The organism is Fluviibacter sp., assembly GCF_057744235.1.
Genome location: NZ_JBIJFP010000002.1, coordinates 131,937 through 155,689, shown reverse-complemented (window position 1 = coordinate 155,689; position 23,753 = coordinate 131,937). Strand labels below are relative to the sequence as shown.

Genomic DNA, 23,753 nt, shown 5'->3' with positions numbered 1-23,753 from the left:
AAGAAGCGGTTTGTATATTCTCCGAGACATGTCTTTAATTATTCACACAGACGCCGTTATTCGGGTCATACATAAAAGCGTCTATGCCGGCAGGGCAACCCTGGCATGTGACACGTGGGCTGGGTTTTGAAATCGGTGCAATACCCGGTTTCAGGGTCTTCTGGAAAAGACTTTGAATGGCGGTGAAGTCATCACCGCCCCAGTTAACGTAGTCGGCCCCGGCTTTAAACTGGCTGAACGCGTCACCACCGTCCACAAGGAACTTGCTGGTGATCACGCGATAGGTTTTAGCATTGTCGATAGCAACGCCATTGATTTTGACACTACCAGGGACTAACAATGCCCCTGTACCATCCGGTTGGCCCTGGCCTTTTGTGTAGTCCCAGGTATAGGTAATGCTGCGACTGGGTTGTAGCAACCGACCACAGATTTCGCCTGTTGGCAGCGTAATGCGTTTTGCATCGTTACAGTTGGTTGACTCCCACTGTTGCTCCAGCAGGCGCACCAGCTCGGCACCGGTCATTAGCTTGTAAACGAGTTCATTGCCAAAAGGCTGAACCGCGTAGAGGGATTCATAGGTCACTTTGCCATCCGGCGCAACGTACTGAATCGTATCTCGTAGGCCGCCAACATTGGTAAATGCCACATCGGCGGGTGCATCGGGGTTGGCATCGTTGTAACTATCCAGGAATGCATCGGCAATGATGTTGCCTAGCGGGGCCTCCCAGCTGGCCAGCTTACGGCCACAATTGCTGATCTTTTCCTGGGTATAGCCTTGCGTGGCCTGAAGTAGATTTTTAGTGGCGTTGTCGTAGGCATCAATAATTTTTTGCGTGTCGGCGTCACCGGCAAGCACTTGATAGCCTTTGGGCAAAGTCACTTTTTTGAGGTCGTTAATATCATTGATGACAGGGACCGTTGTTGCCGATTTCTCAGTCACGCCTTTACCCGGAACGATCTTTAGATTGATATCTGTCACAAGACGACCGTAAAGACCTGCAGAGGTCAGCAGGATCCCCGTGCCACGGAAGTTCGGGCAGACATATTCTTCGTGTGTGTGGCCGCTAATGACCACGTCCACATTTTTGAGTCCTTCAACAATAGGGCCTACATTTTCAAAACCGTTGTATCCGGCAGTGCCTCTGCCGCATTGGTTGATCACCTCCTGAGGCTGGTAGTCAATATAATTAGCCTGGTTGTATTTGCCGCCCTGGTGAATTAAAACGACAACCGCATCGGCACCATTGCGCTTCAATTCTTCGGCCTTCTGATTAATCACCGGGATTTCGTCAACAAAGCTGAGGCCTTTGGCGCCGCTCGTGGAATGCGGGGTATCTTTTAAAGTCAGCCCCACATAACCAATCGTGACGTTCCCCAACTTCTTGGTATACGTCGCTGGCAAAATGGGCTGTTGCGTGGCGGTATCTGTCACATTGGCTGCCAGATATTTAAATTTGGCACCCGAAAACTTCCCGTCTGCACGAGATTGGCTGTTCGCGATACAGGTGTTGACGCCTTCCTTACCACCCAGGCTGGCCGGTTTGCAGCCGCCGTTCTGCATACGGATCAGCTCGTCCTTACCTTTGTCGAACTCGTGGTTGCCGACAGAAGTGACTTCCAGACCAATCTGACTCATGACATCGATCGCGGCTTCTTCCGAAGTCAGACCGGCAATCGGCTGAGAGGCACCAATAATATCGCCAGCAGCGACCACCATTGAAAACTCGGATGTGCTGCGCAGTTGTTTAACCAGTGTTGCCAGAAATGCGGCACCGCCAGCGTAAACACTCGACACTTGCCCTGTCGAAGGGTCATACACCTTCACCTTGGCACCGCTATCATTGATGTCGGTTTTGAGTCGGCCATGAAAATCATTCACAGCAATCAGCTTGACATTAACAGCCTGTTGGTCTGTTTGCTGGTTAGAGCTACCGCCGGAGCAGGACGCCAGCGACAAAGTTATCAAGGCACCAGCCAGCAAGCGATTGATTTTTGGTGTTTTAAACATGAGATGCTTCCGAAGGGGGATGGCTAAATTATCGCGTAATGCCTTGCCCGATGTTTCGACAAATTCCGACATTTTTGTGTCAGTCAGCGGGTAAATATCCAGGCTTCGTGCCAGGTATGTTTGGCTAACCGCTTAGAGTTCGGTAGCCTTTGCCTTTCGCATTCAACTTGGTAAAAGTCAGGATGTTCAGGAAAATCAAATTCACTCGCGTGGTTGATCACCAATGCTTGTGCTTCGGCACTCAGATTTTTCCAAGTTTGCCGGAGATGTGACATGTAATTGCGAATGTAGGCTGCGCGGTCTTCCGAGGGTTCGCGAAAGATATCGATCAATACGAATTGACCATTTACAGTCAGCAGATTCGCAACGCCCTCAAGTATTTGCTGTTTTTTCTGGGCGTTCAGATGATGAATGGCATAGCTGCTGAACACCAGGTCGATACTGTTTGCGGGGATCTCTTCAACAACTTTGATCATATCGTCGCAAACAAATTTTGCGTTGATCCCCAGTTGGTTTGCATGTTTGTGAGCGAGATCCAGAGCGGGTTTGCTGAGATCAGAGCCAAGATACGACAGAATACGAGCGGGTGGCAGTAGACTGAGCGTCATGCTGCCATCACCACAACCCAGATCCAATACCCTGAGCCCCTGCTGGGATTGCGATTCTGCAAGTTCACTGCGGACAGCCGCAGCGATTTCATGATGAAACATGTAGTTATGACGAATAATGTCCTGGTAGACCTCCCAGGACTTCAGAAATACCTCGACGGCGCTGTGATCAGGCGTTTGATTTTTCATCGTTGTCTTCTGGCTTAAACCAAGGCTACTTGCCCTGTTTTCAGGTCGTAAACGCCGCCGACCACGCGGAGGCTATGATTTTGCACGAGCCGCCGAAGAATCGGGGTGGAATTCTGTAACTTAGTGACGTTCAAACGAACGTTTTCACGAACGGCCGCGTTTTCAAGGTTATTAGGATCTTTCTTCATTGCAGTATCGACTGCAGGGGCCAGGTTGGAGGTGAGTTGCTGGATATGACCAGGAAAATCTTCATCGTTTTTGACAGCCTTAATGGCCGCATTAATTGCGCCGCAGCTCGTATGACCTAACACCATAATCAGCGGGGATTTGAGCACGGCCGCACCATATTCCAGGCTCGCCAGAATTTCTGGCGTCACAAAGTTGCCGGCAACCCGCGTTACGAACAGATCCCCCCGTTCGGCATCGAAGCATAATTCCGGGCTGATGCGCGAATCGGCGCAACTCAAAAGGCTGGCATACGGGTTTTGGCCGCCGGCCAGTGCCGCCCGAGTTGCCGCAAAATCCGCGGGTAAGGGTTGGTTGCTGACGTAGCGTTGATTGCCGGCGATTAACCTTTTCAGGGCCTCATCTGGAGAAATCACATTTTCGGGTTTGGGGGGTGACGCCGCAAATGCAGGTATACCCGCAGCAAGCAAGCCAGCCGAAGCAGCCAACGTCGTTATCAATTTGCGACGGCTTAGATTGGGCGAAGCTTTTTCTTCACATACCTGGCACATGACGAATTTCCTTAACAAAGCTTTAATGTCTGATTTTAAACGGGTATTGCGGTTCTAAAACTGACAAATACTGACAAAACCAAGCGCTTGCGCCTTATTGCTGGTAATTTAATGAAATGACTTACACCATATTAATTGTCGAAGACGAGCCAGGGTTCAGCCAGCCCCTGAGTGAGATTCTCTCTTTTGCAGGTTTTCAGGTGTCGGTGCTTGCGACTTTGTCTGAATTTCGACGTTTTGCCAACATTCGCGCCACTGATTTGCTCATTCTGGATCGGACCTTGCCCGATGGTGATGGGTTAACGCTGTTACCCGAAATTCGCCAGATTTCCGACATGCCAGTCGTGATACTCACAGGTCTTGGCGCAGCGTCGGAGCGCATTCGCGGTCTAAATGCCGATGTGGATCACTATCTGGTCAAACCGGTCGATATCGAAGAGATATTGGCACTGGTTCAACGCCTGTCGCGAAAACATCATCAACACCTGACCCAGAATGGGGCGTGGTCGCTCGATACCAGTAGCTGGTCACTAATATCGCCCACGGGTCGAATCGCCAAACTGACCCATCGAGAGGCGCTTTTGATGACAAAGTTTGCGGGTATTCCCGGTGAATCGGTTCACCGTGATGTCCTGGTAGAGGCTATGGGGTTTATTCCGGCGGTATTTGATTTCCGGCGCCTTGAATCCACCTTGTCCCGTCTGCGTAAAAAACTGGAAGAGCATGGTTTTGAGAAATTTCCCCTAGAAACAATCTACGGAGGCAAGTACGCTTTCAATGCACTGTTAAATCTTCATGATCGACCCAGAGTGTCATGAGACGCAGGCAGCCAGAGCGTGATGGTGCTACCTTTCCCTAAGGTGCTGTCAATATCAATCCGGCCATTGTGTAATGCCATGATCTTATCGACAAAGGCCAGGCCTAGGCCAATACCATCAGGCGCTGGTTGTTCCTGAGCGGCACGCACATAGGGTTCTAGGATCTGGCGAATTTGCTGCTGATCAATACCGCGCCCCTGGTCAGTGACCGAAATGCCCAAATCATCGTTGTCGCTCTGTAGCCGAATCGTTACAGCACTGCCCGATGCGCTGTACTTGCATGCGTTATCCACCAGATTGAGCAGCGCGATTTCTAGTAGGTGTTTATCTGCCAAAACAGTTGGATTGGGGGCGGATGATTGCAGTATGAATTGATGCTGGTTGTAGTAAGTCCGGCAACCATCCACAATTTCTTCAAGCCAGGGCTGTAGATCGAACTGAGTCAGTTGGAGCTGATCTATCGACATATTCAGCCGATCATTGGCAAGCCACTGATCGAACAGTGTCACCAAGCGACCAATGCCGCCCCGGATGACCTCAATTCGTTCGTGATTCTTTTCAGGGGTAGGGCGTGAGTCCTTATCCAGCATAGTGGCCTGTGCCTGAATCACGTTCAGAGGATTGCGGAACTCATGAGCAATCATCGCGCAAAACCGGGTGTACTGGCTGCGCATGTGTTGCTCACTCAAAAGCAACTTCTGCAGTTTCTGCGTCCGGCGATCTACCGCCTTCTCCAGCCGCTCTTCTGAAACCTGGAGCGCATGAAGTGTCTCTTCCTGTGCAGCAATCAGGGCGTTTTGAGCCTGCTCGCGTTGAGCGCGTTCGCGCTGAAACCGGTATGCCAAAGCCAGAGAAAAAAGCAGCATCTCCAAACCGGAACTGATTTGAAGCGCGTATAACGTGAAGCCATTGCTGGGCAGCAGGCCAAAAATTCGGGCCGCAGACACAAAAACGCCCACGCACAGCACACCCCATGCTGCAAGAAAATACCGTGAGCTCTGGATGTGGTAACGGATATTGCGTATTCCTGCGGCCAGAACGATGACCGGTGTGATGAGCGTCAGCAGGAAAAGTCCCTGAAAAACCGATTCCAGTGGGAAAGGCCTCCACAGGCTTGCAGCAAGCAAGACCGCAATTCCTGCATAAAGCCACATCATCGTTTGTAAAAAACGGTGTGTTTTGGGTAGATAGCGTCGCGTACGAAGAAAGCGCGTTGAAAACAATACGGCCAAACCGCTGGCAATGCTCAATAAAACGGATTGGGACAAGGCATCCCAGGTAGGCGAGTCCGGCCAGAGATAAATACTGGCATAACCATTGCCGGCAAAGATGCCCAGACCCGTAAACAGGGTAAAAAAGCTGTAAATCAGATACTTGTCATCACGGATCACAATAAACAACATAAAGTTGTAGATCAGTAAGCTCAGCAAACCGCCAAAATAGAAGAACTGCAGCAGGTTTTCCCGAGATTCGAGTTCCGAAAAGCGGCTTTTTTCTAGCAAACGCACGGGCAGACTGATCGGGTACGCAGATTGAACGCGCAGATAATAATTCGCGGGCTCGGGGCCTAAAGTGACTGGAAACGCATAAAAGCGGGAGAAAACGGGTCTCTCAGCAATGGGTACCAGGCTACCGCTATGCAATACGGCGCCATCCGGTAGGTATAAATCTGCATGATTAATACCCAGATAGGGTATTTCCACAATCCAGTCTGGCGAAGCATCTGCTTTACGATCAAGTGTCAGGCGAACCCAGACTGGGGACTGGATAAACCCGAGATTCAACACCTCGGTATTCGGGGATGCGGCTTGAAAAGCCTTACCTGCTGACGCCGTTGACACCGATGCCAGCGTTGCCGTGCCCTCGTGGTCTATCCAGTACTGGAGTTCTGGGTTGAGGCTAATTTCGGCGGCCTGTGATTGGCCCGCCGCTGCCAAACCCTGCACAAGGCCAAAGGGCAGCAAAAGCAACAAGACTAGGAAACAGATTCTTTTCAGCATGGGTTTGGGCAGCAAAAGCGTATTCAGCACTTTAAATGCTACTGGCACCAAGCTTACAGGATGTCAGTATTCGTCAGGGTCTTGCGTATCTAATTCACGTAGGATTTTGATCAATTGGATCTCAATGGAGTCTGTCATGCGTATAAATCCGCCGAACGTTTACGCTAAATTATCAACGTTGCTTGCAACGGCAACACTGGCAGCCTGCGGGGGCGGTAGCAATAATTCAACCAGCGCACCTGCGGCCCAGGTAGCTGAAGCCGGTCAACCCGTGGTCAACAAAATTCTGGTGGATGACGTTGAAGTAAGCAAAGCAACGTATAAGGTGTATAGCGTAAGCGATGAGGTGGGTACGCTTTCAGATACCCCCCTGGCCACCGAGGCTGATGAAAAGCGGTTACCGCACGTCCTACTCTTAGAGAGTCAGACCGACTCGTCATCTGCGCTATTGCGTGCCAGGTATGCTGACAAAGGGGTGCCCGCGCTTGCGGCAGCGATGCCTTTGCCGGATCTCAAGTCCTGCTACAAGGATCTCTTTGCAACCGTTAAAACATTCCACCCTACCTGGGGTCGTGATGAGATTGCTGCAAGGCTCAACGATCTGGATATGACGGTGGACGAGGTATGCGGGCAAGTTCAAACCTCGGGCTTAAGCATGAGGGACTACATCGTCCTGATGGACAAAGTTTCGGATTATTGGCCAAACCAGAAAAATATTGATGGCGAAGTCGTCATATTCTTCATAAACATTGGTGTGAAACCATCAACCTTTCAACAGGCGCTCATCGATAATGGTTACACGTGGGATCAGTTTTTGAAGCGTGTGTCAGATCGAGACAAGGGTATTACAGAATTCTATTCGCTCTACGAACAATCATCGCTGACGCTGACCCCGTTTTTAAAGTACTACATGGAAACGGCCACCCAGCCAAAAGTGTTGGCCGCCGCTAAAAACCAATTAAAACTCATGGCTGCCTGGTTGAAGAAGGATCTGCGCCCACAGGTAACCGCGGCTGTTGAACCGAACAGAGTGGTTGCGGCAGCGGGCGACTCCTGGCAAACATTTAATGAGAATGCTCAAAAAACCTTTGATGTATTCAGCCAGTATTTTAATATGGCCAAAGTTATTTGGAGCATCGTTGAAAACAGTGCCGGATCAGCTGAGGTTAAAAATAACCTAGCTCAAAACTATATTCTTTCCAAAAACGACGCGAACGCCATGAATTACTATGGATCGACCCTTTCTAATTCCAAGAAAGTATCTTTTGTGGGTGAAACCTACGCATTTAAAATGTGGGAAAACTATCGTGTCGATGCCTACCTCTCTTGCCGGTATGGCGCTAAAAACGATTCGCAGCCTGGTCAATGGATTCCGGATATCAGCATGAAGATACCAAGGATAGAGGCCGGTTGGAGCGCTATCGGAGGCTATGAAGTTAATGCCAATGCAGTGGCGGGCAGTATTTATAACAACGGAACACCCAATGCCCCGATCCCAGGAATGGACGTGACGATGCAGGTGTCTGCTAAAAACTTCACCACGGTTCGTAATGAGTACACCTTTACATGTACGGGTGATAAAGGCGCGTCGCTGCAATTACAGCCGTAGTTTTAGATTGAAGGCTACTTCTACCATTGGTTAAGAAGTGGCTTCAACAGGGTTATCCGATTCGGCATCAGGAGTATTTGACATGAAAAAACTCATCCAGTTAATCATCGCGGCGGCATTGATTACCTGCCTAGTGTCTTGTGGGGGCGGTAATACGGATAGCGCGTCACCACCAACTGCGCAGACAGATACCGGTAAAGTGCAAGGTGCCGTACGCAATGGGGTGATTGAATATCGCGGTATCCCCTATGCGGAAGCGCCCGTCGGTCATTTGCGCTGGGCTCTGCCGGTTTCTAAAGCGGCCTGGAGCGGCACCCTGGATGCCACAAACTTTGGTTCGGCCTGCCCGCAGCAATCTCGTTATTCGGGTTTGACCGACAGCAGCACCACAGAAGACTGTCTGAGCATCAATGTGACGGTTCCTGCAGATATCAAGCCGGGTGAGCGCTTACCCGTTATTTTCTGGATTCATGGCGGCGCCTACGTTGGCGGTTCTTCCAACCTCTATCGTCTGGACAAACTAGCCAATCAGGGCCGGGTGATCGTTGTTTCTCCCAACTATAGAATCGGCATTCTCGGTTTTATGCCGCTGACGCCACTCAAAGGACAATTGGTTAATGGCAACTTCGGATTAGAAGATCAGCGCTTGGCCATGCGTTGGGTCCAACGCAATATCGCCGCATTCGGCGGTGATGCTAGCAATGTGACTTTGGCGGGTGAATCTGCTGGTGCTGCATCCATCTGCGCACACCTGACCGCGCCTGAAGCCACTGATGCACTTTTCCACAAAGCGATCGTCATGAGCTTTGGCTGTCTCGCGCCGATGAAGAGCATGGATGACATTTTCACCGAGGTCAGCGGACCTGTTGAAAGTGACAGCAAGTACCTCAATTGCTCAGGCAGTGGTGAAGCCCTATTGCAATGTCTGCGAAATAAGTCTGTTGAAGAGATTCTGCAGACTCAAGGTAAATTCACGGCAGATAATGCCACCAATCCTAGGCTCGCTAATCCGTTCTTTACGGTGTATGGCACAAAGAGCGTGCCTAATGTGACGATGCCACGTTCCTTCAAGGAGGCGTTGGACACGCAACATTTGAGAAACGTCCCTTTGCTGATTGGTGGTGCTAAAAATGAGCTGGGCCTCTATGTCGGGTACTTTTGGCAGGCGAACCAGGCTAACCCCAACGCGCCGCCCATCAATGCTTCGAGCGTAGAGCGTTTTTGGTTGCCGTTTTTCTACGGGAATAATTCGACGGTGGTTTCAGGGCAATACGAACCCACGGTAGGTTGGTCAAAAGCAACGGACAACCAATCTGCTGAAATATTGAGTCAAGCGCTATCGGATCATAATCCGTTGATAGGCTTTTCTGGCTGCTTGTATTTGCACACCTACAACAGCATTCGTCAGTACCCCGGAGCCAGCCCTTTGTATGTCTACGAGTTTGCTGACCCGGATGCACTGGTCAATGGGGTGGGCATTACAGAGCCTTACCCACCTTTTCCGTTGGGACCTGTGCATTCGTCAATACTGAACTACGTATTCCCGAACTATTCCAACAATAGCAAGATGAATGCGCAGTCTTTGCCGGATGCCTCAGAGGCGTTATCGCTTAAGATTGTCGATGCATGGACACGTTTTGCGACCACGGGAAAGCCTTCTATGACAGGCGTGACGAATTGGCCAACCTATTCCGGTGGATCTTCGGTCATGAAGCTGATTCCAAACCAGGTGGGTTTATTCAATGCAGATGAAGCGCACCGCTGTAGCAGTTTCTGGAAAGGCCTATATCCAGGTAGTCTCTAGCGGCATCAAGATGCCTAACGCATCAAACAACTCAAGGCTTGTTGGGCAGGAGAACATAAACATGGCCTCTTGCCCATAAAGATTGGATTTCATTCTTGAGTGCCTCAAGGCTTATGTCTTTGATCAGCGGTTCATCCCGCATTTCATCAAGCACCGTCGAAAGGCAATTCTCGCCATTCAGCAATGACATGATTTGAGCAAGGCCAGCGCTAATTTCAAAGTGATAACCATCTCGGGAGCATGCTGCAGGCTTCGACGTGGTAAGGTCGCTCGCTCTATTCAGAACAAGGTTTCTATGGGGAATGATGCTGAAATCGAGGAAATCGTTACCGTCAAAATTGATGTTGATCGATTCCACGTACTCGGGGTGCCCCACCAGCCATCGGTGCGTCCCCTGACGTTGTAAAAGTAGATCGCAGATATGTGCTGCAGATTCAGCGCTGAGACCGTTGAACTTGGCCCAGAGGGGGTGTTCTGCTGGGATGTGTTGTTCCAAGCTGTAATTAATCGGATCACACCATGAGATAAATTCTAAGCCACAGTTTCTGGTGAGTTCGTAAATGCCTTTGACGTCATACGCCACATCCTGCGGATGTAAAAAAGTATCAACCAAACCCGAGTCATAGCTCAGGTCATTAACCGCTTTGATGTACTTCTGTGCAACGTGATCTTCGGGCAGCGTTTGTATGACCGACCTTACAATGTCCACATCCGGAGCGGTTTGTTTGAACGCTAGTTCACGGAAGACCTCTTGCAACAGGTAGACGCCTAGTCGTAACGAAGACCCATAAACCATGAGGTTTATAACCCCATTGGGAGCGAGCACGCTTCTTAGTGCGCGTAATCCCGCTTCGGGATTTGGCAAGTGATGCAACACGCCAGTGCAGGTAATGAAGTCAAACTCTTTCCCGAGCAAAGCGACGTTTTCGATATCCAGCTTATGCAGTGTCAGGTTATCAAGCTGATGACGCTCTTTCAGGGTTAATTGATGCGCCAGGCTCGTGTCTGAAAAATCAATGCCCACAACAGACCACGTCGGGTTTTTGAGTGCGTAATAGGCCGCCTGAACCGTGCCACAACCGGCTACTAGAATGCGCAGCCCATCAACGCCTCTTCGATTCGGGCGAAAGAGCGGCCAATACAGCATGGGGTCACCAATTTCCCAATAAGCACCGGTTGCTATGGCATCAGCCATGTCAGCAATCGGCAACGGGTAGGCCCAGGTTTTGTATTGGTTCTCTACGGAAGATGGCACAAGTGGCATAGGTGGCGAAGCCAATGCTTTGAACAGCTTGCACGTTTAACAGCAAACAGCATAGCCACTCGGAGGTAACTTATGCAGGCCAATGAGCTTAATGACCCCATCGTTGGGTTGTAGGTTGGTGGCATTTGAGTTATCAACCACAACGTAGGTATTGCCCTCGAAGTTAAACCAACTAATCACCGAATTAACGCCGGCTGCCGGATTTTGAGCGGCTAAATCAAGTGCCTGTGCAAGCGTCGTTGCACCGCTCACATCGACTGGTGCCTCATTTATAGAAGCGGTGCCATTAAGAAGGCCTCCGCTTAACCCCACTTGAGAGACAATCTTCAAGGTGTCCCCGGTTTTCCAATCGTGGATGACAATCTGATTCAGTGAGTTGGTCGGCGCAGCACCGCCGATAACAAAAGTATTATGGCCCAGGCCGCCGTACAGGTGATCCAGGCCGCCAGACGTGAGGATCTGGTCATCGTTTTTGCCACCAATAATCTTGTCGGCATCTTTGGAGCCGGAAACATTGAGTTGTCCGCTAAACGAGTTTGCATCAACAATCACTGCGGCACTGAAACCCGTCATGCATGGCAATGTGTTTGATGTATTGGTACTGCCCGCGCCCCCATTGCCGCCAAAACTGACAATGCTGCCATTACCGCCATTACCCCCTAAGCCGCCATTACCCCCTACACCCGCATTGCCCCCATTGCCTGCGCCTGCATTACCCGTACCACCGATCGTATTTCCTGCATTCCCGCCTAAGCCTATGATGCTTCCGACGCCACCATTGCCCCCGTTTCCGCCATTACCTGCGCTTATGCCGTTTCCACCGTTACCGCCGTTCCCTCCATTACCACAAGCAATCGTCAAGTTCTGATCACCCGTGATGGTGACATTCAGGCCGGGGTTGTTAATCATGGCAACGGCACCATTGCCACCATTGCCACCATTGCCACCATTGCCACCATTGCCACCATTGCCGCCTAAACCGCCGTTGCCGCCTGAGGGCCCACCCGCGCCACCATTGCCCCCCGACCCGCCCATGAGGGCATTCGGGCTCGACCCGGTAGAGCTAATCGTTAATTGGTTAACGCCCGATGCTGCTAAGTCATACAAAGCTGAACCAGCGCCGCCATTCCCCCCAACGCCACCAGGCATATTGGCATTCGATCCTGCTATTCCCGGTGTGCCCGAAAGGCGCATTCCGCCAGTGAGATTAACGTTGTTGTTCGACTGAGAGCTATCGCTACCATTGCCGCATGCGGTCAATGCAATTACGGCCGCACTGGCCAGAATAAATTTTTCGTGTGCCATGTTTCACCTAAGTGGCTGTAAGGAGATATCTGCCCTTGCTCGCAAGTGCGTTGGTTCCAGCATGAAATGGGATGGAACGATTTATTGAAGGAATTATTACAGCAGTATAAGCATTGCCTTCCCCCTGGAGCCAGAGTGTCAGTATTCGTCAGGGTTTTGTTAGACAAAATACGGTAGATTCTTAACCTATTAGCAGAATTGTCACAGAAGCATCAAGGAGTCTGACATGAAAAAACTTATCCAACTGAGTGTCGTGATGGCATCAGCCATCTATCTCACCGCTTGCGGCGGCGGGGGCAGTTCCAATAACAGCCAGCCCTCCAGTGAGGCCAAAACGGTCATGAAAATTGGCAACGACAGTCCTTTTGACTATGCCAGTCTGGTTGTTCAATCTGCCAACGGAACAGTTTTTTACGATGGCCAGTTCAAGTGCGTGAAGACTGATACGAATTGCTACCTGAATTTGAATCAGGATATTAACGAGTCTGTTACCCTGCTGTTCAAAGACCCCGCGGGTAAGTTGGTTCGTGCGGTTGTCTTAGCTGATGTGCCTGGCACTTACATCAGCCTGTATCCAAGCGCCATGTCCACAGGGTTTTATCTCGTCTCACGTCTTGCCCGTGATCTAAAGGCGAGTGATAACCTGAGCTGGACTGAGGTCAATGACCGGGTACAGAATTTCTTCACCAATTATGATAGCCCCGATGGCACCTTAGATCCCTATGAGGAAGTCGGCGATTATTACACCAGCCAGCTCATTAAAGGTGTTGGTTCAGAGGCCGACTTTTTAAGTGCATTTGAGCAGCGTTTGCTGAAATGGGATGTTGCCCAGAGCGATGAGCTGCCTAAACCAGGCGCTCAGTATGCCAATCTGTATCAACGCGTTATTGCGCAATTTAAACCGAGCGAGTCTGGCTTGATCAGTTACGCCTTTGCACAAGAAGCAAGCTGTGGAACAGGGCTGTCAACATTTCTTAACTTTACCGAAAATCTTGCGTCAATTATTCCTGTTGTGGGCGATGCCGTATCAGGTGCCGCGGCGATCGGTAACAGCTATTGTGACGACACCGATGCCAAGCTCGATAAGATCATAGGCCAGCTGAATGATCTGCAGAACAGCGTCAATGTTGTGGATAGTAATGTGAGCGCAATCGGGAGTTTCTTATCTAAAAAAGAGGCAAATGACAAAACTGCCGAGATTCAATCAGTAGTTAAAGAACTACAAGACTTGAACGCTCAATACAATGATTTTCTGTTAAGGAAGAAAGCTAATAGTCTCCAAGCATACTTTGCTCAGGTGGGCGGATGGGATGCTGCTATCAAAGATGGAGGCTCTGCACTGGATAAACTTCTGGGTGCGGCTTATAAGAATCGAGATACAAAAAATTTATTCCCGCTGATTCTCAATACGACTGGAAATGCAACATTCCAAACTTACGTGGATGCTCTAATAGCCCGATGTGATAAACAGCCAACGTCTAGCAATGAAAATTTTGTGATCACCCGACAGCAATGCAACAACATTATTCAGGCCAATTCCGGGAGACTGGTTGCAGCGCAGGGAATTCTGCTTCCTATTGCCAAGGATGTCTATGCTGTCCTGAATACTTACAACAAACAAGCTGCAGATACCTATCTGCTGCCTAGCGAAATACCATCTTATGCCGATGCTTACGTGAGAATCAGGAATGAGTTCAATAAGCAGCAAACTCTTATGGTCAACAATTATAAATCCATTATCGGTGAACTCGGGTACTTCAATGCCTTCTCAGGCTTAAACGCACAGTTGATTAGCTCTCTGGTGAGCCGCCAATGTATGCAAGATGGCAAGGACCGGGCCAATGGTCCGTCTATCATTGGCTGGTATCAGCCCAACACAAACACAAAAAATAACTACATCGTGACCAATTGTAAGGTTGGGAGTTCATCAAATCGGATTGTCGCCCGTTACTATTACAACGGTCAAAATGCCAATGGCAGCAATGTAAATGCGAATGACGTAGCCAATGTGCTCGGTGTGCCGGTCGCTTATCATTATGTAAGTACGGGTAACCCACTCTATAATTCTGATGCCAATATCAGCAAGGAAGATATTGATGGTTATGGTAGCTCTCTTATTGAGGCCCCATCACTTTTAGAGGTCGGTGCAGGGGGCACTGGAGTCATCAATCCAGGCAGTCGTTATTTTTATAAAGAATCTCCTGGATTGTGGTATGAGGAGATTACGAGTACTCCATATTGGGTTCTTATTCCCTCCCTTTCAAAAGACCAAAATAAAAAGCCGTTGTACCACCTGGTTGCCAAGATGTATTTAAAAACAATCTCTCGTGAACGGGCAGACTGGTATACAGAAGCAAGCCTGACATGCGTTGCTTCGCCCTGCCGGGTGGATCCGGGTACGGGTCAGTGGTTAATTTTCCACGATGGAACAAGTGAACTAAGGCAAACCCTTGATTTGCGAGATACCGGTAAGAAAACGTATATAAATGAAAGAATTTTAAGACTCGCCCCTGTGAATCAATAGTTCTTATTAAGCGACTTTATCGAGAACCTTGAGAGCCAAGCCCAACAAGCTTGGCTCTCTCGTTTGAAGGATGTCAGTATTTGTCGGTTTCTGTGCCTGAATCTGCTTTAGACTACTAGCATCACTTGAAATAAATGTCTTGCAATGACGTATGTTGTCGCAAATCGGTCCGATTGAAGAGGATTACTATGTTTTCTCATGTCTCAAAACCAATGAATGCATTTATTGCCGTCGTTGCTGCGTCGGTGCTTGTAGCCTGTGGTAACGGTAGCTCATCCACCGCCACCGGCCAGCCGGTTTACACCGGGGTTTTTGATGCGGGGAGTAGTGGCACGCGTTTGTCCTTCTACAAGGTCATCCCCAGCAGCGGTGGCTATCCGGCAATCACTAAAATTGTGACGATTGATGATGACATGGACGGGGTCGTCAATGACGACGGCATCAACGATTTCCTGAATGGTAACGGCTCGATCAAACTGAAGAATGACACCCTGCCACCAGGGTGTCCGGGCACCAGCAATCTGGGGCAGCAGGATGTGGAGCCCTGTGTGCTTCAGCCTTTGCTAACCCAGTTGGACAAAGAAATTGCCACGCTGAATACAAAAAATCCGGGTCTTAATCTGACCAAGGCACAGGTTAAGGTCGATCTCTTCGCCACCGCCGGTATGCGCACAGAAGATACCCGTAACGGGGGCAACCACTCTACAGCTGCTATTGAGCAATACTACGGCCAGATGAAGGGTTATGTGGCCAATTGGGGCTACGACGCTGGTCAATTCAAGACCATTAATGGCAATAGCGAAGAAGGTCTCTGGACCTGGATCAACCTGAACGACTATTACTACAACATCTTTGGTGGCAACCCGACCAAGACAGGTATTGCCTTGCCGCCAGTAGGTGATTTTGAGGTGGGTGGCTCATCGATGCAGATCGCCTTCCCTGTTAATCAATTTCCGAGTGATGCCAATAATGTCTATCGGGTATCGATTAATGGCCGCAGCTTCAATGTGTACAGCAAAACTTTCCTCGGTTTGGGAGGAGATGATGCCCGTAAGTACATGAAGGCCTACAACTTCAACCAGCAGAATGGTGGCGCGAACTGCTACGCCAGTACAGCCACGGCAACGAATACCAAAGAAGGCAGCGGTGTGCAGCTGTATCCAAATCCAAGCACCCAAGTGGCCGGAACGTATCCATTCCCGAGCAACACATTTACCGGTACACCATGGACCACATTGTCGGCCAGCCAGTTGAATCTAAGCCAGGTGGCGGGTTATGACTTTGCGGGTTGCTCGGCTAAGTTCAACACGATTATTGGCCAGGTTATCTCGTTGCCGCGCAACAAGTATGGTACCTATGAGGAAGGGCAAACGGCAACGGTTGCTTCCTTTAAATCAGCCGTTCAGCAAAGTACGGCACCTTTCGTCGGTCTGGATAACTTCTATTATTCCGCGAATGATCTGAAATATGCGCCAACAACCGGTTTTGTAGCGGCCGAGTTTAAGACCAAGCTGCTGAACTACTGTACCGGCCCCGTTGTCAGCAGCACGTTCGCTCAGAATGTTTGCCCAAACGCGACGTATATGTATGACTTCCTGTTTGGCAGCAATGGCCTCTTTGCGAATGGTTCTGCCAAATTCACAGGTGTGCAACCGACCAAAGAAAACGGTGATACCGTGCTGACCTGGACGCGGGGCTATCTGTTGCAGAAGTATTCGAAGTAATTTCTTTGTGTGAAAAGGTGTAGGCTATGAGCGCACCCATCTCTAACGAGCTGTTCTACGCCATTCTGGCGATGGACGCCTATAACCGTGGCTACAATGCCAAGCTGTCGGGCCTCTCAGATGCTATCGGCACCAGGCTGGGCAATGCCACAGTGATTGGCTCTGCAGGAGGCGCTGCTGCCCAGGCCGATGGCTTCTATGCCATCGCCTATGATTTGAACGGCCAGAAAATCATTTCATACCGGGGGACTGATAACGCAGACGTTTTCAGCAAGGGTAACGATATCTGGAACGGATGGGTACAGGGCGCGGGGGTGCTTAGCTCGCAATCCGAAGATGCCATCCGATTTTATGAACAGATTTCAGGCGAATCCGTTTTTAAAGCGAATCCGGGCATCATTACGACAGGACATTCACTCGGTGGCGGGTTGGCAGGCTATATTGGCGCACTCTCCAATGGTCAGGCCTATGTGTACGACGCCATGCCCTTTGGTGCCGCCAGCATGACCCGGGTGATCAAGGAACAGATTGATCAGGCCAATATCATTACCGGACCGGCTGAATTAACGGCATTCCTCACCACGAAGCTGTCGTTTTTTGTGCAGATGCCGGATGCAGACAACGTGCACTATACGTCTGTTGATGGTGAAGTCTTGCAGTTAGTGAGAGCCGCAGCCTTGACTCTGGGCTCCGCCCTAGAAATCGGTGTGGCGACCGCCGTGATTGGGCAGCATATCGCGTATCTACCGATAGCGCCGGCCACGGGTTTGCTGGCAGGCCCCTGGGCTTTGGCAGTCAGCCTTGAGGGAAGCGAGACTAAGCTCGATCCGGTTGCGACCTCGTTAGGAGCAACCGATTTACATTCCCAGGCGTTGTTAGCTTTGCTGCAGTACGCCAAAGATAACAACGATACGGCTTGGCAGACCATTGCAGAGCCTTTGCTTTCTGGCTGGCTCCAAGCCGATAACCAAATCGGCCAATCGCTGGGCTTAACCAGCAACGATCAGATGCTGCGTCAGATTGTGTACACGGCGCTGGATAGCGGCGAAACACCCTACGGTACGGTTGCGATCCAGGCGTTGTTTGATGATGCCAACCAGCTCGGCACGCTCTTCAGCCAAAGCGATATTCTGCAAAGCCTGAATCAGGCCTCCGTCAAAACGGCGTTGACGTCCATGGTCAGCGGTTTTGCCGGTTTTCTTGCCATGGAAAAATCAACAGACGTCAATCTTGCCCAGGGTATCGTGCAACTGGATACGACAAACCATCAGGTGGTTTTCGATCTGACTGCCACAGACATTGCAGACACCCTCATCCTCAAGGCGGACATGATCAACGGCCTGGCTCAGGGCTACAAGCTGCCCTACGATGTCCGTCACGTGGATTACGTGCTTGCCGAGTATGCCGAAACTGCTACGCCAATACTGGCACCTGCCTGGCTATCGTCGACCGATGGTAGTTTCATTATTGGCTCTGGTACAAGCAACAATGTCACCGGCAGCCTCGGTGACGACTTCATTATTTGCGCCAACGATTGCGTGGACGTCGTCAATGGCTTATCAGGCACCGATACCGTCGTGTATTCGGGCAACAAAACCGATTACACCATTGCACGAACCGAAAACGGATTCACAGTCTCGGTGAACAATGTGGTGGATACACTCAGTAATATTGAGACGTTGACTTTTGCTGATGGCAGTCTGGTTTACGGGGTGACTGATGCACATCATCACATTGAGCTTTACGGACTTTATGATACGGTATTCAATCGAACACCAACCCTAGATGAGTTCGAGTATTGGGGCGGGGCGCTTGACTCAGGGCAGGTCATGCTTGGCCAGGTGGCGAATAGTTTGCTGGCTTCAGATGAATATGTCCAGCAGGCAACCGATGCAGCCACCGTGTCACTGCTTTACTCAAATGCCTTCGAGATTACACCGGATGCATCCACTGTTGATTATTGGTTTGGCAAGATGCAGGCTGGCTACAGTGAAGAACAGGTGGCACTGGAGTTTGGCCGATTGAATCAACCGGTCGTCCTGACGGGTCTTGCTGATGGCGGTTACTGGGTGGTGTAACCAAAACGAGACGAGAATGACGTTCAAAATTCTAGTTGTCGAAGACGAGGATGATTTCCGCGATGTGCTAGTTGAGTACCTCGTCCTAAAAGGCTTTGAAGCCGAAGGGATTGGCTCGATTGCTCAGTACCAGGCGCTCTCCAATTCGGGCAGCGTCGATCTGATCGTACTCGATCGCACATTGCCAGATGGTGATGGTCTCGATATCTTAAAAGCACACCGCAAGATCGCAGATATCCCGGTGATCATACTATCGGGTCTAGGTACACTCGAGGACCGTGTCAAAGGTTTGGAGTCGGATGCGGATTATTACCTCGTCAAACCGGTCAAAACGCCTGAGTTACTGGCGATTGTTAATCGATACGCTCGTCGTGGTAAAACCATCCCTTCGCTAGAAACCTGCTGGAAGATAAATGGCAGGCAATGGGAGTTATATTCACCCTGCGGCATTGCTATCAAGCTCACCAACTTGGAAATGGTTTTTCTGCATTGCTTTACTGATGCGGAAGGTGTGACAATTTCCCGTGATGACATCATTAAAATACTGGGCCATCGGCCTGACGTTTACGATGTGCGCCGCCTAGAGACCATGGTCAGTCGGCTGCGTCATAAAACCAAAGAGGCAGGCATGGCCGAGTTTCCGCTCGCGACAGTTTATGGTGCCGGTTATACCTTTAATGGCAAAATAGTCGCACTAGATCCTGGTGCCTGAATCTGACTTTGGTAGCGGTAGCCAAAGAGTAAACGTTGAGCCAGTGCCAAGTTTGCTCTGGACTTCAATGTCTCCGTTGTGCAGCTCGACAATCCGTTTAACGAAAGCCAGGCCTAACCCTGTCCCTTTGATCTGGTTTTCCCGGGAAGCACGGAAGTAAACCTCAAAGATCAGTTCCAAATCCGAAGAGGCAATACCAGTGCCCTGATCGATCACGCGTATACCAATACGGTCTATGCCACCGATGAGGTGTAATCGAATCGTGGTTTTGGGTTGAGAATATTTACAGGCGTTATCAATCAGATTCAAAACCGCAATCTGGAGTAAGTGGCTGTCGGCCTGTATCGAGACAGGACCTGTTGTCGGTTCATATTCAAAAACATACTCCGGATGAAAGCTCTGACTATTTCGCATGAGTTCGGCAAGCATCTCGGTCAGATTAATCTGAACCAGATCAAGATGACCCGCCTGCTGATTGAGACGATCACTCTGCATCCATTGATCAAATAGATTTGCTAGACGGAATGTTGCACTACGAATCGCTCCGGTGCGCTTGCCGGTATTGTTGATGCCAGATTCCGATTCTAGTTCGAGCATCGAAGTCTGGCCTTCAATGATATTGAGCGGATTGCGGAACTCATGAGCAATCATTGCACCAAAACGTACGTATTGATCATGAATGACCCGTTCGCTAATCAGCAGCTGTTGCAGTTTTTCCGTGCGTTTCTCTACGGCTTCTTCCAGGCGATCTTCAGAAATCTTCATCGCATCAAGTGCTGCCTGTTTGGCAACAAGGGATTCTGCCTGAATGTTTTCTCGCATCAGCCGTTCATGCTGGATACGGTAAGCCAAGGCAAAGGAAAATAGCAACATCTCCAGTCCGGAGCCAATCTGAAGAGCGTACAAGGTGAAACCGTTGCTTGGGATGAGTTCAAAGACGCGTAGCGAGGCAATAATTGATCCGACTGCTAACGACCCCCAGGCCAGTGAAAAGTAGTAAGCGCTCAGATGGCCATGCTTGACTGCAATTACGCTGCTGTAAAGGCAGGTGACCGAGGCCAGAAAATTGACGACAAAAAAGATCTCGAAAAGCCATTGTCGCGACAGATAATTACTAAACAGCGTGGAGATAAAGAGCAGGGCTAAAAGCCCGTAAAGTCCGCTCATCGTTTTTAAAAACAGATTGAGCTTGGGCTGCGTCTCACGGGTTCTGAGATAGAGCGCGGTAAAGGCCATGGCAAAGATGCCAGCAAAACCAAAAAGTGTGTTTTGAGAAATCAGATCCCATTCAATCGCATGTGGCCATAGATAGAGGCGGGCATAGCCATTGCCGGCAAAAACACCTAATCCGGTAAATCCGGTAAAGAGGCAATAGATCAGATACTGACGATCACGAACTGTCAGAAACAAGATCAGGTTGTAGAACAGCAGGCTTAGCAATCCACCGTAATACAGTGCCTGGATCAGCGTATCGGTGACCTGCTCATTGTTGAAAGCCGACAGTGTGTAGAGCACCAACGGTATTGTTACTGCATAGTTGGATTCGACCCGTAGATAAAAATACTCAGTTGTGGTGCTCAGTGCCAGAGGGAAGGCGAAGTAGCGATACTTAAACGGACGGCTTTCAATCGGCGCAACTGCACCGCTAGTCACGACAGGCTTACCCGGTGCATAGAAACAAACCTCGTAGAGTCCCAGATAAGGTAGTTCAAGAATCCAGTCGCTGGGTGCCTGAGGCGCTCTGGATAACGGGATTTTGACCCAGAAAACCGCATCCGAAAAACCAAAATTGAGCTGGGAAGCTAACGAGGGAGTTGGTTTAAAGTCAAATCGTTCCGGATACGCAATGATTTCTTCCGATGGCACCTTTCTCGATTCATCGACAAAGACCTCGACATTGCGCAATAGGTTATAGCGCTCTGGTATCGATTCAACGACCATTGCCTGAGCCGGCCAGGCGAGCCCGAGCAGTAGGGTCAGCAGCAGGAAACGTAGAGCAGCCATAAAAATAGGCGTAAGTTATTAATGTCGAGAGACTTTAACCGCTAACCACAGTTTTTGTTCAGTCTTGTCGTGTATTGTCAGTATTGATCAGAAAGTGATTCCTGAATGTCAGGATTTGTCAGGGTTTTTGTCGAAGAGTTAAGTATGATCAAGGAAATCTATCGTTAGGCTGAACCATGGAGTAGTTATGCGATCGAGTGATATCTTTACGGGGCGTCAGCTACCATTGGCGCTAGTAACGACTGCCTTTCTTCTCACGGCTTGTTCTGGAGGGAGCTCAACATCATCAACAGCGACAACCTGTACCGGTTTGGTCTGTATTGAAACGGTGAACGTGGCTGATGTTGGTAACCCGGCAGATAGTGATACCGGCTTCGGCGCTGTAACCTATGACTATGCGATTGGCAAGTATGAAACCACGGTCGGCCAGTATGTCATCTTTCTCAATGCCGTTGCGACTATCCCCGCCAATTCGGCAATTAAGGATCTGTGGACACCCGACATGGAAGACACGGCGAATTATGTCTCTCCGGGGTTGATATCTCGCAAGGGCTCCGGTACGAATGCTGATCCGTATGTGTATGCTGAAATCCCTGATACAGGCTTAGGACAGAACTCCAGCCGGCGGGCCATATTGAATATTTCTTGGTTTTCGGCGGCACGTTTTGCCAATTGGCTCCATAACGGTGCTACCAAAACTTCCAGTACTGAAACGGGCGCGTACACACTCAATGGCGCAACCAGTGGGGTTTTTACTAAGAACGCCGATGCGAAATGGTGGATTCCGTCAGAAAACGAGTGGTACAAGGCCGCGTATTACGACCCGACTAAGTCTGGCACCAACAAATACTGGAAATACCCGACTCGTAGTGATTCACTGCCAGTGGCAGAGCCCTTCCCCGGAGGGACTAATTCGGCCAATTATGATAGCCCTGATGCATTGGAGGGGCACCGCGTCACACCGGTCGGTGCCTACGCTAACAGTATTAGTTACTACGGCACTTTTGATCAGGCCGGGCTGATGTGGGAATGGAACGATGCCATCTACACCGACTATGAGGATAAGCCGTTAACGCGAGGTATGCGTGGTGGATCCTGGAGCCTTGGCATGATCAACGTATCCAAATTCGGACCACGGGATTACGAACCGGTTTATGACGATGACGACAGCGGTTTCCGTTTGGCCACGACGCGTAAGTAAGGGTTGAATTATGATGAAACGTTATTTGACTTCTATGGTTTCGGTATTTGCCCTGACGGCAGGGTTACTCGCGACCTCCTTCACCGCGCAAGCGTTTGTGGTGATTGATACCGTAACCGTTGGTCATCCAGGCAATGCAGCAGATCCGTCCACAGGCTATGGGGCTGTACGTAATTCATTCCTGATGGGCAAATACAAAGTCACTCTTGAACAGTACACCGAGTTTTTGAATGCAGTAGCCAGCGTGCCGCCAAATAGCGTCATAAAAGGCCTGTATAAATGCGAGATGGATGTGCTTAAGAGTGACTGCGCCTCACCCAGCAAACCGCAGGACCCGGGTCAGCTTATTCAGAGAACCGGTGCAGGAACATCCACTAGCCCATACGTGTACACAATTCGTCCATCAACGGTCTGGGGTGCGAATGCCGGTAAGCGTCCCATCCCCTGGGTGACATGGTTTGATGCAGCCCGATTTGCCAATTGGATGCATAACGGTCAGGGTGTCGGGAGCACCGAAACAGGTGCTTATACGCTGGTTAATTACCAAGAAGCCGGCTATGTTCCGCGTAATCCAGAGGCAATTTACTGGATACCCAGCGAAGACGAATGGTACAAAGCGGCATACTACGACCCAACAAAATCCGGCAATAGCTATTGGAGCTATCCGGCCAAAAGTGAAAAACCACCGCGCATAGCTAAAGTGTCCAGCAATCCGCTGGCACCCGCTGCAAATTTCCAGAATGTTTACAAAAAGGATCCGGCTGGTGTGTTGACCCCGGTGGGGGCTTATTGCTCTTCAGACCCTGCGTATAACTCAGCTAGTTATTACGGCACCTGTGATCAGGGCGGCCTATTGTGGGAATGGACTGAGGCCGCTTACCCCAACAACCCTACCGCTGGGCCCAACCGGATCGTTCGCGGAGGATCCTGGGGGCCTGGGCTGACCCCGCTGAATAAGACGATTCGCCGCGACTACGGGCCTATGGGAACAGATCCCTTTTATTACGATGACGATACGGGGTTCCGTATAGCGACAACACTTAGGTAATTAAACAGGGGTAGCCCCCTGGCGGAATGTCAGTATTGCTCAGGAATCGGGCTCAAAATGTCAGGATTTGTCAGGGCTTTTTGTTAAATGAATGCGTAGGATTGTCTCCATTAATCATTA

16 protein-coding genes are annotated in these 23,753 nt (G+C 50.1%); 9 read left to right on the top strand and 7 right to left on the bottom strand.

Annotation, left to right across the window (positions count from 1 at the left end):
• Positions 1-34: 34 nt before the first annotated feature.
• The 3 genes from AC3GOJ_RS02330 to AC3GOJ_RS02320 form a co-directional block, all read right to left on the bottom strand.
• Entirely contained in the window at positions 35-2,008 is a 1,974-nt protein-coding gene (locus AC3GOJ_RS02330; RefSeq protein WP_488235850.1) for a bifunctional metallophosphatase/5'-nucleotidase, read from the bottom strand.
• A gap of 83 nt (positions 2,009-2,091) precedes the next feature.
• Entirely contained in the window at positions 2,092-2,805 is a 714-nt protein-coding gene (locus AC3GOJ_RS02325) for a class I SAM-dependent methyltransferase (RefSeq protein ID WP_488235849.1), read from the bottom strand.
• A 14-nt stretch (positions 2,806-2,819) separates the two neighbouring features.
• A complete protein-coding gene (locus AC3GOJ_RS02320; RefSeq protein WP_488235848.1) occupies positions 2,820-3,542 on the bottom strand; it encodes a carbonic anhydrase in 723 nt (240 codons plus the stop codon).
• 116 nt (positions 3,543-3,658) lie between these two features.
• Between AC3GOJ_RS02320 and AC3GOJ_RS02315 the strand changes: the two genes are divergently transcribed.
• A complete protein-coding gene (locus tag AC3GOJ_RS02315; protein WP_488235847.1) occupies positions 3,659-4,360 on the top strand; it encodes a response regulator transcription factor in 702 nt (233 codons plus the stop codon).
• Here the strand turns inward: AC3GOJ_RS02315 and AC3GOJ_RS02310 are convergent.
• Positions 4,336-6,390, bottom strand: a complete 2,055-nt coding sequence (locus AC3GOJ_RS02310) for a sensor histidine kinase (protein ID WP_488235846.1) — start codon at positions 6,388-6,390, stop codon at positions 4,336-4,338. The two genes, AC3GOJ_RS02315 and AC3GOJ_RS02310, sit on opposite strands and share 25 nt — an antisense overlap.
• Positions 6,391-6,496: 106 nt before the next feature.
• On the opposite strand from AC3GOJ_RS02310, the gene AC3GOJ_RS02305 reads away from it, so the two are divergent.
• Positions 6,497-7,969, top strand: a complete 1,473-nt coding sequence (locus AC3GOJ_RS02305) for a hypothetical protein (RefSeq protein ID WP_488235845.1) — start codon at positions 6,497-6,499, stop codon at positions 7,967-7,969.
• Positions 7,970-8,051: 82 nt separating this feature from the next.
• Complete coding sequence (locus AC3GOJ_RS02300) at positions 8,052-9,773, top strand: carboxylesterase/lipase family protein (protein ID WP_488235844.1); 1,722 nt, start codon at positions 8,052-8,054, stop codon at positions 9,771-9,773.
• A 31-nt stretch (positions 9,774-9,804) separates the two neighbouring features.
• Here the strand turns inward: AC3GOJ_RS02300 and AC3GOJ_RS02295 are convergent, their stop codons facing one another.
• Both AC3GOJ_RS02295 and AC3GOJ_RS02290 read right to left on the bottom strand, forming a co-directional pair.
• On the bottom strand, positions 9,805-10,968 hold the full coding sequence (locus tag AC3GOJ_RS02295) for a class I SAM-dependent methyltransferase (protein WP_488235843.1): 1,164 nt from the start codon (positions 10,966-10,968) through the stop codon (positions 9,805-9,807).
• 105 nt (positions 10,969-11,073) lie between these two features.
• Positions 11,074-12,342, bottom strand: coding sequence for a hypothetical protein (locus AC3GOJ_RS02290; RefSeq protein WP_488235842.1), 1,269 nt, complete (start codon positions 12,340-12,342; stop codon positions 11,074-11,076).
• A 226-nt stretch (positions 12,343-12,568) separates the two neighbouring features.
• Between AC3GOJ_RS02290 and AC3GOJ_RS02285 the strand changes: the two genes are divergently transcribed.
• From AC3GOJ_RS02285 to AC3GOJ_RS02270, 4 genes are all read left to right on the top strand, one after another.
• Entirely contained in the window at positions 12,569-14,866 is a 2,298-nt protein-coding gene (locus tag AC3GOJ_RS02285; RefSeq protein WP_488235841.1) for a hypothetical protein, read from the top strand.
• 188 nt (positions 14,867-15,054) lie between these two features.
• Positions 15,055-16,590, top strand: a complete 1,536-nt coding sequence (locus tag AC3GOJ_RS02280; RefSeq protein ID WP_488235840.1) for a hypothetical protein — start codon at positions 15,055-15,057, stop codon at positions 16,588-16,590.
• Positions 16,591-16,616: 26 nt separating this feature from the next.
• Complete coding sequence (locus tag AC3GOJ_RS02275) at positions 16,617-18,668, top strand: Tle-like phospholipase domain-containing protein (protein WP_488235839.1); 2,052 nt, start codon at positions 16,617-16,619, stop codon at positions 18,666-18,668.
• 16 nt (positions 18,669-18,684) lie between these two features.
• Entirely contained in the window at positions 18,685-19,380 is a 696-nt protein-coding gene (locus AC3GOJ_RS02270; RefSeq protein WP_488235838.1) for a response regulator transcription factor, read from the top strand.
• Here AC3GOJ_RS02270 and AC3GOJ_RS02265 read toward each other — a convergent pair.
• Positions 19,363-21,384 carry a sensor histidine kinase gene (locus tag AC3GOJ_RS02265; RefSeq protein ID WP_488235837.1) on the bottom strand — a complete coding sequence of 674 codons (2,022 nt, stop codon included), beginning with the start codon at positions 21,382-21,384 and terminating at the stop codon, positions 19,363-19,365. The genes AC3GOJ_RS02270 and AC3GOJ_RS02265 overlap by 18 nt on opposite strands.
• Positions 21,385-21,571: 187 nt before the next feature.
• On the opposite strand from AC3GOJ_RS02265, the gene AC3GOJ_RS02260 reads away from it, so the two are divergent.
• Both AC3GOJ_RS02260 and AC3GOJ_RS02255 read left to right on the top strand, forming a co-directional pair.
• A complete protein-coding gene (locus AC3GOJ_RS02260) occupies positions 21,572-22,585 on the top strand; it encodes a formylglycine-generating enzyme family protein (protein ID WP_488235836.1) in 1,014 nt (337 codons plus the stop codon).
• A gap of 10 nt (positions 22,586-22,595) precedes the next feature.
• Complete coding sequence (locus AC3GOJ_RS02255; protein ID WP_488235835.1) at positions 22,596-23,633, top strand: formylglycine-generating enzyme family protein; 1,038 nt, start codon at positions 22,596-22,598, stop codon at positions 23,631-23,633.
• Positions 23,634-23,753: the final 120 nt, after the last annotated feature.

Coding starts and splice junctions, on each gene's coding strand:
- AC3GOJ_RS02285 (WP_488235841.1), top strand. CDS start 12,569: ATGAAAAAACTTATCCAACTGAGTGTCGTGATGGCATCAGCCATCTAT.
- AC3GOJ_RS02295 (WP_488235843.1), bottom strand. CDS start 10,968: ATGGCTGATGCCATAGCAACCGGTGCTTATTGGGAAATTGGTGACCCC.
- AC3GOJ_RS02325 (WP_488235849.1), bottom strand. CDS start 2,805: ATGAAAAATCAAACGCCTGATCACAGCGCCGTCGAGGTATTTCTGAAG.
- AC3GOJ_RS02320 (WP_488235848.1), bottom strand. CDS start 3,542: ATGTGCCAGGTATGTGAAGAAAAAGCTTCGCCCAATCTAAGCCGTCGC.
- AC3GOJ_RS02265 (WP_488235837.1), bottom strand. CDS start 21,384: ATGGCTGCTCTACGTTTCCTGCTGCTGACCCTACTGCTCGGGCTCGCC.
- AC3GOJ_RS02330 (WP_488235850.1), bottom strand. CDS start 2,008: ATGTTTAAAACACCAAAAATCAATCGCTTGCTGGCTGGTGCCTTGATA.
- AC3GOJ_RS02300 (WP_488235844.1), top strand. CDS start 8,052: ATGAAAAAACTCATCCAGTTAATCATCGCGGCGGCATTGATTACCTGC.
- AC3GOJ_RS02275 (WP_488235839.1), top strand. CDS start 16,617: ATGAGCGCACCCATCTCTAACGAGCTGTTCTACGCCATTCTGGCGATG.
- AC3GOJ_RS02315 (WP_488235847.1), top strand. CDS start 3,659: ATGACTTACACCATATTAATTGTCGAAGACGAGCCAGGGTTCAGCCAG.
- AC3GOJ_RS02260 (WP_488235836.1), top strand. CDS start 21,572: ATGCGATCGAGTGATATCTTTACGGGGCGTCAGCTACCATTGGCGCTA.
- AC3GOJ_RS02280 (WP_488235840.1), top strand. CDS start 15,055: ATGTTTTCTCATGTCTCAAAACCAATGAATGCATTTATTGCCGTCGTT.
- AC3GOJ_RS02290 (WP_488235842.1), bottom strand. CDS start 12,342: ATGGCACACGAAAAATTTATTCTGGCCAGTGCGGCCGTAATTGCATTG.
- AC3GOJ_RS02305 (WP_488235845.1), top strand. CDS start 6,497: ATGCGTATAAATCCGCCGAACGTTTACGCTAAATTATCAACGTTGCTT.
- AC3GOJ_RS02270 (WP_488235838.1), top strand. CDS start 18,685: ATGACGTTCAAAATTCTAGTTGTCGAAGACGAGGATGATTTCCGCGAT.
- AC3GOJ_RS02255 (WP_488235835.1), top strand. CDS start 22,596: ATGATGAAACGTTATTTGACTTCTATGGTTTCGGTATTTGCCCTGACG.